This is a genomic window from Microbacterium sp. FG3 (assembly GCF_057809335.1).
Map to the genome: position 1 here is coordinate 25345 of NZ_JBMDJT010000010.1, position 11334 is coordinate 36678.

Annotated in this window: 8 protein-coding genes and 1 riboswitch; of the genes, 2 read left to right on the forward strand and 6 right to left on the reverse strand. The window is 73.2% G+C overall.

Annotation, left to right across the window (positions count from 1 at the left end; all coding sequences use genetic code 11):
* Window positions 1–2: 2 nt before the first annotated feature.
* Window positions 3–632 (reverse strand): ECF transporter S component, encoded by a 630-nt coding sequence (locus ACODR5_RS05290; protein ID WP_449854393.1) that lies wholly within the window; start codon window positions 630–632, stop codon window positions 3–5.
* A riboswitch (TPP riboswitch) is annotated at window positions 624–734 on the reverse strand. (Overlaps the previous gene by 9 nt.)
* Before the next feature lie 126 nt (window positions 735–860).
* Here ACODR5_RS05290 and ACODR5_RS05295 point away from each other — a divergent pair.
* Window positions 861–2753, forward strand: coding sequence for a D-alanyl-D-alanine carboxypeptidase family protein (locus ACODR5_RS05295; RefSeq protein WP_488982950.1), 1893 nt, complete (start codon window positions 861–863; stop codon window positions 2751–2753).
* A gap of 54 nt (window positions 2754–2807) precedes the next feature.
* On the opposite strand, the gene ACODR5_RS05300 is transcribed toward ACODR5_RS05295, so the two are convergent.
* The 4 genes from ACODR5_RS05300 to ACODR5_RS05315 all read right to left on the reverse strand — a co-directional run bounded on the left by ACODR5_RS05300 (window position 2808) and on the right by ACODR5_RS05315 (window position 8616).
* Window positions 2808–4763 carry an ABC transporter ATP-binding protein gene (locus ACODR5_RS05300; RefSeq protein WP_488982971.1) on the reverse strand — a complete coding sequence of 652 codons (1956 nt, stop codon included), beginning with the start codon at window positions 4761–4763 and terminating at the stop codon, window positions 2808–2810.
* Between the two features lie 44 nt (window positions 4764–4807).
* On the reverse strand, window positions 4808–6535 hold the full coding sequence (locus ACODR5_RS05305; protein WP_488982951.1) for an ABC transporter ATP-binding protein: 1728 nt from the start codon (window positions 6533–6535) through the stop codon (window positions 4808–4810).
* Between the two features lie 116 nt (window positions 6536–6651).
* Complete coding sequence (locus ACODR5_RS05310) at window positions 6652–7482, reverse strand: TIGR03620 family F420-dependent LLM class oxidoreductase (protein WP_488982952.1); 831 nt, start codon at window positions 7480–7482, stop codon at window positions 6652–6654.
* A 42-nt stretch (window positions 7483–7524) separates the two neighbouring features.
* Window positions 7525–8616, reverse strand: a complete 1092-nt coding sequence (locus ACODR5_RS05315; protein WP_488982953.1) for an enoyl-CoA hydratase/isomerase family protein — start codon at window positions 8614–8616, stop codon at window positions 7525–7527.
* A gap of 142 nt (window positions 8617–8758) precedes the next feature.
* Between ACODR5_RS05315 and ACODR5_RS05320 the strand changes: the two genes are divergently transcribed.
* Window positions 8759–10648 carry an ABC transporter ATP-binding protein gene (locus tag ACODR5_RS05320; RefSeq protein ID WP_488982954.1) on the forward strand — a complete coding sequence of 630 codons (1890 nt, stop codon included), beginning with the start codon at window positions 8759–8761 and terminating at the stop codon, window positions 10646–10648.
* Window positions 10649–10679: 31 nt separating this feature from the next.
* Here ACODR5_RS05320 and ACODR5_RS05325 read toward each other — a convergent pair whose 3' ends face one another.
* Window positions 10680–11213 carry a hypothetical protein gene (locus tag ACODR5_RS05325; protein ID WP_488982955.1) on the reverse strand — a complete coding sequence of 178 codons (534 nt, stop codon included), beginning with the start codon at window positions 11211–11213 and terminating at the stop codon, window positions 10680–10682.
* Between the last annotated feature and the right edge of the window lie 121 nt (window positions 11214–11334).

Consider the following 11334-nt stretch of genomic DNA (forward strand, 5'->3'; position numbering starts at 1 on the left):
GCTCAGACGCGCTTCCCGGCCGCGCGGCCGGCGGCGAAGCGGTTCAGCGCACCGGTCGCGGCGAGCCCCCGCACGATCGCCCAGCCGCCGAGGCCGGCGATGACGAGGCCCGAGACCGTCGTGGACGCGATGTAGACGGTCGTGAACAGCGCGTCCGCGCCGGGGTACCAGCTGATGCGGTCGTTGATGCCGCCTCCGAGGCCGGCACCCGCGCCCGCGAGGAGCGCGACGGGGAGGCGGAACGAGGCGTAGAGGAAGACGGCGAAGATCAGCTCGGCGCCGAGGCCCTGCACGAGGCCGGACACGATGGTGAGCGGGCCCCACTGGTTGCCGACGAGCGCCGAGATGACCGCCGCGAGCAGCTCGGTGTACAGCGCCGCGCCGGGCTTGCGGATGACGAGGCCGCCGATCACGCCGGCGATCAGCCACGGGCCAGCCAGCAGGCCGCCCAGACCGGGCAGCAGCGCGCCGATGAGGTCGCCCGGCAACTCGTAGCCGACGTTCCAGATCAGGAAGATCACGGAACAGGCGACGCCGATGACGCTGGCGACGACGATGTCGACGACCCGCCAGGTGAAGCGGCGGGACGGTGCGCCCGAGGCGGTCTCGGGCACGGACGTGGACGTGTTCATACTCTCTCCTCCCTGCGCCGGCATGATCCGGATCAGGTTCGACGGTCGAAGCGCGGATCGCTTCCTCTCAGCCCGGCTCGCCGGACTCCCGTGTGATGTGTGCGACCAGTGTAGATCCCCCGCAGGGGTGCGAGCGGCCGCGGGGCTCGACCGACCGGGTGCCCGGGCGCAGCCGGCACCCTCAGCGCCGTTGCAGGGGACGCGCCGCAGCCGCGGTACCGTAGGACCGTGACCCCCGACGATCTGCCCCGGGCGACGTCGGCCGCGGAGCTCTCCCCCGAGCCCGGTCCCCTCGATTCGCGGCCGTCGCACCTGTCCCGGCGGGCGATGCGCGAAGCGCGCCAGCGCGAGCTTCGCGCGCGCGAGAGCGCGCCGCCCGTCGCCGCACCGCCGGTGCTCGCGCCGCCCGCCGAGGAGCCCGCTCCCGGCGCGAGGCGGGGTCTGTTCGGCAAGCGCGCCGCCGCCGCGCCGCCCGCCACCCCCGCCCCCGCCCCGCTCCGCGAGGCGGCGTTCGCCGCGCCCGCGACGGCTGGCGGCGTGGCACCTGGCCCGGCCGAACCCGCGTCACCGGCGGGGCAGCCGCGGACCGCGGTTCTGGATCCGTCGGACGCTCCCGAGCCGGCATCCTCCCCCGAGTCGCCGTCCGTCCCCGAGCCCATGGCCGCGCCGCGCGCCGATGACCTCACCGCGCTGGTCCCCGCGCCGACGGGTCCGGACGTGCCGCCGCTGCGGTACGCCGCCGAGGGCGAGCCCCTGCCCGTGCCGGGCGATGGGCCCGCACCCGCTCACGCCCCCCGCGCCCTCGCGTGGGTCGACCCCGAGGCCGTGGCCGTGCGGTCGTCGACCGCGGCGTTCTCGACCGCGCCGCACCGGGCCGTGACCGGACCCGACCTGCTGCCGCCGCGCCGGAGCCGCACGCTCTCGGCGCTCGCGCCCGTCGCGACGGCCGGCGTGCTCGCGGCCGGGTACGTCGCCACGTGCGTGCTCTGGCCCCTCGATGCCGTGGCCCCGACGGTGACGGCCCAGCAGGTCGCCGTCGCGCCCGCCGCACCGCTCACGGTGGACTGGCCCGCCGCGGGCTCCGCGGCCGTCGCGCCGGTGGGCCTGCTCGACCGTGCCGCCGCCGACTCGAGCGCCTCGCTTCCGATCGCGAGCATCACCAAGCTCGTGTCGGTGCTCATGATCCTCGAGAAGCAGCCGCTCGCCCCCGGTGAGGACGGCCCTTCCTACGGCTTCACGTGGAGCGACTACCGCGACTACCTCGACAACTACCTGTGGGCGGGCCAGTCCTCGCTGGACGTGCCCGTCGACGGCTCGCTGACGCAGTACCAGATGCTCGAGGGCATCCTGATGGGCTCCGCGAACAACTACGTCAATCGCCTCGTCGCGGAGATCTGGGGATCGAACGAGGCCTTCGCCGCCGAGGCCGCCGAGTGGCTCGCGGCACACGGGCTCGCGCACACGACGATCGTCGAGCCGAGCGGCATGGATCCCACGAACACCGCCACGGCCTCCGACGTGCTGCTGCTCGGCCAGCTCGCGCTGGAGAACCCCGTCGTCGCCGAGATCGTCGCCAAGCAGGAGACGACCCTGCCCGGCAACGCGGAGCCGGTGAGGAACTCGAATCCGCTGCTCGGCGAGGAGGGCATCGTCGGCATCAAGACCGGCACCCTCGACGAGTGGAACCTTGTCTCCGCGAAGCGCGTGGACGTCGACGGCGAGAGCGTGACGCTGCTCGCCGCGGTGCTCGGCCAGCCCGACGCCGAGGCCCGCACGAACGCGAGCCGCCAGCTGCTCGACGCGGCCGTCGCCTCGTTGCAGCCGACCACCGTGGTGCCCGCCGGCACCGTCGTCGCCTCGGTGCGGACAGAGTGGGGCGCCGCGGCCGACGTCGTCGCGGCCGAGGATGCCTCGCTCGTGCTGTGGAACGGCGCCGTCGCACCCGTCGAGCACGCCATCGGCGACGTGCTGGGCGAGCTGAGCGGCGACGCCGTGGGGGAGCTGACGGCGACCGGATCGTTCGCGACCGAGACCATCGCGCTCGAGCTGTCGGACGACATCGGCGTGCCGAGCCTAGGCTGGCGCCTGACCCATCCGCTCGACCTGCTCGGCCTGCGCTGAGCGGCGGCCTGCGCTGAGCGGCGAGACCGACGCCGCGGCGCCGGCCCCGCCCGATCACGCCTCGGCGGCCGGCGCCTCCCCGACGTCGACGGCGGCGTGCTCGAACTGGCTCTGGTACAGGCGCCAGTACGCGCCCTCCCGGGCGATCAGCTCGTCGTGGGTGCCCTGCTCCACGATCGCGCCGTGCTCCATCACGAGGATGAGATCGGCGTCGCGGATGGTCGAGAGGCGGTGCGCGATGACGAACGACGTGCGCCCCTGCCGCAGCGCCGCCATGGCCTTCTGCAGCAGCAGCTCGGTGCGGGTGTCGACGGAGCTCGTCGCCTCGTCGAGGATCAGCACCTGCGGGCGGCGCACGAACGCGCGCGCGATCGTGACGAGCTGACGCTCGCCCGCCGACACGTTCGCCGCGTCCTCCTCGAGGACCGTGTCGTAGCCATCCGGAAGCGAGTGCACGAACCGGTCGACGTAGGTCGCCTCGGCGGCCTGCTGGATCTCGTCGTCCGACGCCGCCTCGTTCCCGTAGCGGATGTTGTCGCGAATCGTGCCGGCGAACAGCCACGGGTCCTGCAGCACCATGCCCGTGCGCGAGCGCAGATCGGCCCGCGTCATCTCGCCCGTGTCCTGCCCGTCGAGCAGGATCGCGCCGCCGTCGAGCTCGTAGAAGCGCATGAGCAGGTTCACGAGCGTCGTCTTGCCCGCGCCCGTGGGGCCGACGATCGCGACGGTGTGCCCCGGCTCCACCCGGAACGACAGGTCGCGGATGAGCGGCTGGTCCGACGAGTACGAGAACGTCACATCGCGGAACTCGATGACGCCGCGGCCGTCGGCCGGGGCCGTCGGCGCGTTCTCGGCGTCGGGCTCCTCCTCGTCCTCGTCGAGCAGGGCGAACACCCGCTCGGCCGAGGCCGTGCCCGACTGCACGACGGGCAGCATGCCGCCCAGCTCCGTGAGGGGCTGCGTGAACTGCTGGGAGTACTGCACGAACGCCTGCACGTCGCCGATCCGGATCTGCCCGCTGGCCACCATGATCCCGCCGAGCACCGCGATGCCCGCGTACGTGAGGTAGCCGACGAACTGCATCGACGGCATCATGATGCCGGAGAGGAACTGCGCCTTGAACGAGGCGCCGTACAGCTCCTCGTTCTCGGCCTGGAACGCCTCGGACACCGCCTTCTCGCGGCCGAAGACCTTCACGAGCGCGTGGCCCGAGAACGACTCCTCCACGCGCGAGTTGAGCCGGCCGACCTTCTTCCACTGCGTCTGGAAGGCCTTCTGCGACTTCGGCCCGATGACGCCCATGATCACGCCGATGAGCGGGAGCGAGACGAGCGCCACGAGCGCCAGCTGCCACGAGATCGAGAACATCATGCCGACGACGCCGATCACCATCAGCAGCGACGTGATGGCACCCGACAGCGACTGCTGCAGCGTCTGCGTCATGTTGTCGACGTCGTTCGTGACGCGGCTGATCAGCTCGCCGCGCTGCACGCGGTCGAAGTAGCGCAGCGGCAGCCGGTGGATCTTGGCCTCGATGCGCTCGCGCACGCGGAACATGGTGCGCACCATCACGACGTTGATGATGTAGCCCTGGACCCACTGCAGCAGCGCGCTCACGACGTACACCGCGATCGCCCACATGACCACGGCGCGCAGCGCCTCGAAGTCGATGCCGCTGCCCGGGTTGAAGCTCTGCATGGCGGCGACCATGTTGGCGAAGTCCTGCTGGCCGGCGGCCTCGAGCGCCTGCACGACCTGCTCCTGCGTCATGCCGGCGAACTGGTCGCCGATGAGCAGGCCCACGGCACCCTCGAACACGACGTTGGTGGCCTCGCCGAGGATCTTCGGTCCGGCGACGGCGAGCACCACGCCGACGGCCCCGAGCAGGGTCGCGAGGGCGAACACCCACGCGTACGGCTTCAGCAGCCCGATGAACCGCAGGAAGCTCGGCCAGAAGTTCTGGGGCTTGCCGCCCAGCGCGCCGGGCTCGAACCCGCCGGAGGCGATCATGGCCTCCTGCGCCTCGAGCTCCTCGGTCCGCTCGTCGGTCGTGCTCACGAGGCCACCCCCATCTGCGACTCGACGATCTCTCGGTAGGTCTGGCTCGCCTCGAGCAGCTCCTCGTGGGTGCCGACCCCCACCATGCGGCCGTCCTCCAGCACGACGATCCGGTCGGCGTCCGTGATCGTCGACACGCGCTGCGCGACCACGATCTTCGTCACCCGCGGCAGCTCGCGCCACAGCGCCTGCCGCAGCCGGGCGTCGGTCGTGAGGTCGAGGGCCGAGAACGAGTCGTCGAAGACGAGGATGTCGGGCTGGTGCACGATGGCCCTGGCGATCGCGAGGCGCTGGCGCTGGCCGCCCGAGACGTTCGTGCCGCCCTGCGAGATCGGGCTGTCGAGTTGCTCGGGCTTCTCGCGCACGAAGTCCGCCGCCTGGGCGATCTCGAGCGCGTGCCACAGCTCCTCGTCGGTGGCGTCCTCGCGCCCGAACCGCAGGTTCGAGGCGATCGTGCCGCTGAACAGGAACGGGCGCTGCGGCACGAGGCCGATGCCCTGCCACAGCGCGTCGAGGTCGGCCTCGCGCACGTCCACGCCCTGCACGCGCACCGTGCCGGCCGTCGCGTCGAACAGGCGCGGGATGAGCGACACGAGGGTGGTCTTGCCCGCGCCGGTCGATCCGATGATCGCCACCGTCTCGCCCGGCGCCGCCGAGAACGAGATGCCCTGCAGCACCGGCTGATCGGCGCCCGGGTACGTGAACGCGACGTCGTCGAACTCGACCGTGCCGGGGCGGGGCATCTCGCGCACCGGGTCGGCGGGCCGCACGAGGGTGCTCTCGCTGTCGAGCACCTCGCCGATGCGGTCGGCCGAGACGGACGCGCGCGGGATCATGATCGCCATGAAGCTCGCCATCATGACGCCGCCGAGGATCTGGCCGACGTACTGCATGAAGGCGAAGATCGTGCCGATCTGCGTGTCACCCGTGTTCACCTCGAACGCGCCGAACCACACGACGGCCACGACCGTGACGTTCAGCACGAGCATGACGAGCGGGAACATGAGCACGAACAGCGAGCCGACCTTGCGCCCGACGACCATGATGTCGACGTTCGCGAGCCGGAAGCGCTCCTCCTCGATCGCCTCGCGCACGAACGCCCGCACGACGCGCACGCCCGTGAGCTGCTCGCGCATCACGCGGTTCACGGCGTCGAGACGGCCCTGGTAGCTGCGGAACAGCGGCACCATCCGCCCGATGATGAGCCCGGCGAGGATCAGCAGCACGGGGATCGACACCCCGAGGATCCAGCTGAGCCCCACGTCCTGGCGCAGCGCCATGATGATGCCGCCGATCGCCATCATGGGCGCCATCACGAGCATCGTGGCGCCCATCATGGCCAGCATCTGCACCTGCTGCACGTCGTTCGTGTTGCGGGTGATGAGCGATCCGGCGCCGAAGTGCGACACCTCGCGCTCGCTGAACGCGCTGACGCGCTCGAACACGTCGCGACGCACGTCGCGGCCCACGCCCATCGCGGCGCGCGCGGCGCAGAACGTCGCGATGATGCCCGCGACGATCTGGCCCAGCGCGACGAGCAGCATGAGCAGGCCCGTGCGGACGATGTAGCCGACGTCGCCCTGGGCGACGCCCTGATCGATGATCGCGGCGTTCAGGGTGGGCAGGTACAGGGCGGCGAGCGCCGAGGCGAGCTGGAACACGAGCACGCCGACGAGCATGAGGCGGTATCGCCTCAGGTAGCGGACGAGGAGCTTTCCGAGCACGGGTTCTCCGGATCAGGCGAGGGAGGCGTGCCCGAACGGAGCACCGTCCGATCGTGCCACGGACCACCGACATCCGGTACCCGGGGAACCCCCGCGTCCGCTCGAGGCGGAACCCCTCAGACGAGGCCGAGCTCGCGCGCCACCGTCTCGAGGCCCGCGAGCGGCTCGTCGCCGAGCATCTGCACGCTCACGTGGGCGGCGCCCGCGTCGAGGTGGGCGCGCAGGCCCGCGACCACCGCGTCGGCCGTCGTGGGCGCGACGAGGTCGATGAGCCGGTCGGTGCCGAGATCCGCGAAGTCCGCCGGATCCACCCCGAAGCGGATGAGCGCGTTGACGTAGTTCTCGAGCCCGAAGTAGCGGCGCAGGTAGCGACGGGCGATGTACCGGCCCCGCTCCTGGTCGACGCCGACGACGGCCTTCAGCTCGGGCGCGAGCAGCGGCTCCGCGCCCAGCACCTCGCGCGCGTGCGCCGTGTGGGCGGGGACGGTGAGGTACGGGTGCGCGCCGAGCGTGCGCTCGCCGGCGAGCGCGAGGGTGCGATCGCCCAGCGCGGCGAGCAGGAGCTGGTCGCGCGGCACGCCCTCGCCCTCGAGCACGTCGAGGTACTCCCGCAGCGCGGTCAGCGGGCGCACGCGCTCCGGCGTCACCTCGCGGTGGCCCGATCCGATGCCCAGCACGAAGCGGCCGGGGTGGCGCTCCTCGATGCGGCGGAAGGACGCCGCGACCGGCCGCGCCTCGTCCTTCCAGATGTTGACGATGCCCGTCGCGACGACGATCCGCTCGGTCGCGTCGAGCGCGCGCTCCACGACCTCCAGATCGCCCGTGGGGCTGCCGCCGATCCAGAGCGTGCCGTAGCCGAGCCGCTCCACGCCCGCGGCGAAGTCGGCGTCGACGCCCGACTCCCACCGCCACACGCCGTAGGTCCCGAGGTCCTGCTTGCTCGTCATGCTCGTCCTCCTGGCTTGCGGTCTGTCCTGACGTGCGGTCTCCTACTCGCCGGGCACGCGATCCCACAGTGGCTGCGGCGCGCGATGCGCGAACGCCTCGTCCACGTGCCGCCGCGTCACCTCGGCCAGCGTGGCCGGGTTCCAGCGCGGGTCGCGGTCCTTGTCCACCACCTGCGCCCTGATGCCCTCGGGCATGTCGGGCTGCCCGCGCACGAAGTACGACACGAGGTGGTACTCCTGCTCGATCGAGGCGTTCAGCCCCGGCAGCTCGCGCGCGCGGCGCACGGCGCGCAGGGTGACCTCGAGCGCGAGCGGCGCGCGGCGCTCCAGCTCCGCGAGGGCCGCGGCGGGCGTGATCTCGCCCTCGGCCTCGCCCATGTCGCGCAGGCGGTCCATGATCTCCGTCACCGAGCCGGCCGAGAACGCCTCGTCGATCCACGGCCGCGCGCGCTCGACGGGGCCCGCCTCGGGCGATTCGTCGAAGAGCAGCACGAGCTCGTTCGGCGTGCCGGGATCGGCGCGCGTCTCGAGCGCGTGGCGCAGGTCGCCCAGGTGCGCGGAGGGCACGAGGTGGTCGGCGAAGCCGCAGTGGATCGCGTCGCCCGGCCCCATCGTCCAGCTCGTGAGCGCGAGGAACTCGCCGAGACGCCCCGGCGCGTGCGACAGCAGCCACGATCCGCCCACGTCCGGCGTGAAGCCGAGCCGCGTCTCGGGCATGGCCAGCCGCGAGCGCTCGGTCACGACCCGCACCGACGCGTGGGCCGAGAGCCCGATGCCGCCGCCCATCGTGACGCCGTCCATGAGCGCGACCACCGGCTTCGGGTACGCGCCGATGAGCGCGTTGGCCCGGTACTCGGCGAGGAAGAAGGCGTCGACGGACGCGAGGTCGCCGGAGGCGATGCCCTCGCGCAGCGCGCGCACGTCGCCGCCGGAGCACAGGCCCCGCTCGCCCGCGCCATCGATGAGGACGATCTGGACGTCCGGTTCGTCGCGCCAGGCGCGCAGCGTCGCGAGGATCGTCTCCACCATGCCGACATCGACGGCGTTGATCGCCTCGGGGCGGTTCAGCGTGAGGCGGCCGACGCCGCCTGCGGTGCGGACCAGGACGCGGTCGGGGCTGTCGGTGGCGCTCACGTCGGCCACGTTACCGGGGCGACGGCGAGCCGGCGCCGCTGATGGTCGGGGCGCCGCGCACGGGCCGCGGGCCCGTCGATCCGGTATTCCCCCGGTCCATCCGCCAAGATAGAGGTGAACGCTTCATGACGAGAGGGGCCGCATGGCCGACGGGAAAGTGCTCGAGTTCACCGGGGTGACGAAGGTCTTCGGCGACGTCGCCGCCGTCTCCGACCTCACCGCACGGATCGAGCCCGGTTCCGTTACCGCCTTCCTGGGGCCGAACGGCGCCGGCAAGACGACCACCCTGCGCATCCTGCTGGGGCAGCTCAAGCCCACGAGCGGGCAGGCCACCATCGGTGGCACGCCCTACGCGCGCATCTCCGCTCCGGCCCGCACGGTCGGCTGGGTGGGCGAGTCCGAGATGGGCTTCCGCCCCCGCCGCACCGCCGTGCGCCACCTCACGTCGATCGCGAAGTCCGCCGGCATCCCCACGGATCGCGTGCGCGAGGTGCTCGACCTCGTCGGCCTCGCCGACGTGGCCGAGATGCGGATCGGCGGCTACTCGCTCGGCATGCGCCAGCGGCTCAGCGTGGCGCAGGCCCTGCTCGGCGATCCCGGAGTGCTCGTGTTCGACGAGCCCGCGAACGGTCTCGACCCCGAGGGCATCCGCTGGATGCGCCTGCTCATGCGCAGCCTGGCCGACGAGGGCCGCACGGTGCTGATGTCGTCGCACCTGCTCAGCGAGGTGCAGCAGATCGCCGATCGCATCCTGATCATGTCGAACGGCAACCTCGTGTTCAACGGCGGCATCGAGCAGCTCGCCGAGGTGGAGGCGCCCGTCGTCGCGGTGGACTCGCCCGACCGCGCCGCGCTCTCGGCGCTGCTGCGCGAGCGCGGCTTCGACTGCGAGGTGCTGCGCTCGGGCGTGAACGTGCGCGGCGCGACCGCCGAGGAGATCGGCATGCTCGCCGCCTCGGCCGGCATCCCCCTGTCGACGCTGCACCAGCGCACGCCGAGCCTCGAGGACGTGTTCCTCGACCTCGTGAGCGGCCGCCGCTCGCAGCAGACCGCCGCGCTGGGTGCGCCGACGGCCTCGCCCGCGACGCCCGCCGCGGTGCCGGCGGTCGAGGAGCGGATCATCGCGCCGGCGGCGGACGAGGGGCCCGCGGTCGCCGATGTGCCGGCGCGCGACGCGGCCGGGACCGCGGAGCCCGCGGGCGACCCGGACGCCGAGGTCGACCTCGCCGCGATCGCCGGGCTGGGTGGCGCGGCGGGCGTCACGGGCCTCGCGGGCGCGGCGGCCACGGCGTTCGCCGCGGATGCCACGAGCGACCCCGAGCCGCTGCCGGGCGCGCGCACCGCCGCCGAGCTGGACGACGCGGGCGCTGACGCGGACGAGACGGACGAGGCGCAGACGGACGAGGGGCGCCCGGACGAGGCCGCCGGCGACGCGGAACAGGACGGCGAGTCCGCCGGCGACGCGGACCACGGCAGTGCGGAGCCGGCGGTGGAGGCCGCGTCGACGTTCGCGGAACCCGCCGACGCGCACACGGACGACGCGGAGGCGTCGGCCGAACCCGGTACGGAGGATGCGGCGCCCGCGACCCCGGCGGACGCCGCGCCGAGCTTCGCCGACGTGCTGGCCGCCGTGGAGCGGGAGTCGGCCGAGTTCGACGGCCCGCGGGAGGAGACGACCGAGGGCGCGGAGGGGACGCCTGCGGAGGCCCCCGCCGAGGCGGGATCCGAGGATGCCGCCGACAGCCCCTGGGCCGTGGGCCCGAGCTTCGCCGATCGCCTCGGCGGCGCGGCGGACGCGCCGGCGGGCGATGCGCCCTTCGATGCGGAGTTCCTCCCGAGCCACCTGCTCGAGACGCAGGCGATGGACGTGGTCCCGGATGGCGATCCGGAGGCGGTCGCGGAGGTCGTCGAGGCGGAGCTGATCGACGACCCGCGCGGCGCTGAGGAGCAGCGCGACGCGGATCGGGGTCACGAGCAGGGCGAGGCGGACGGCGACGCGCCGCACGGCGAGGACACCGAGCGGCGCGACTGAGCGCACCGCTCGCGTCGACGCCCCGGCGGGCTCAGCTCGCGGGGGCGGGCCGTGCGGCGGGTGCGCGCTTGGGCGCGGGCTTCTTCGCGGGGGCGGGCTCGCCGTTCGGTTCCTTCTTGGTCGCCAGCTTCCTCGGGGCCGCCGTGCCGGCCAGCTGCGCGACGTCGGCCGCCTCGGGAACCTCGTCGAGCCGCAGCGCCTGCACGAGCGCCACGCCGTGCCGCGTCGAGAGGATGACGCGCGAGAACGCCTCGCCACCGTTCGGCTCGGTGCCGTGCAGCTCGGTACCGTGCAGCTCGATGACCACGCCGTGACGCTTGCGGCCGTTGAGCAGCACGAAGTCCGTGCCCTTCGATGCGCGCCAGGTTCCCATGGCCAGCGTGCCGGGCAGGTGCGTGCCGGCCGCGCGGATCCCGCGCAGCCACGTCCAGGGCTCGTCCGTGAGCTGCACGCGGCGGATCGCCTGGCGCTCGATCTTGAGGGATTCCCTCCGGAAGGCGAGAGCGCGCTCGGCCGGCGACAGCACGATCTCGAGCCGCGTCTGATCGAGGAGCAGCGTCACCATGGACCCATCCTGGCATGCGGCGGCCCGCGCCGAGCCGTCGGTCCGCGACGAACGCGCACCGCACCCCTTGGCCGCTTCCCACACTCGGCGATCCGGCGCGGCGACGGCGTTCCGCACCGTC

What these genes read in the sequence shown, in the direction of transcription:
- ACODR5_RS05325 (WP_488982955.1), bottom strand. Translation starts at nt 11,213, where the DNA reads ATGGTGACGCTGCTCCTCGATCAGACGCGGCTCGAGATCGTGCTGTCG.
- ACODR5_RS05300 (WP_488982971.1), bottom strand. Translation starts at nt 4,763, where the DNA reads ATGATCGCCTCCGGCGGGTTCGAGCCCGGCGCGCTGGGCGGCAAGCCC.
- ACODR5_RS05290 (WP_449854393.1), bottom strand. Translation starts at nt 632, where the DNA reads ATGAACACGTCCACGTCCGTGCCCGAGACCGCCTCGGGCGCACCGTCC.
- ACODR5_RS05310 (WP_488982952.1), bottom strand. Translation starts at nt 7,482, where the DNA reads ATGACGAGCAAGCAGGACCTCGGGACCTACGGCGTGTGGCGGTGGGAG.
- ACODR5_RS05320 (WP_488982954.1), top strand. Translation starts at nt 8,759, where the DNA reads ATGGCCGACGGGAAAGTGCTCGAGTTCACCGGGGTGACGAAGGTCTTC.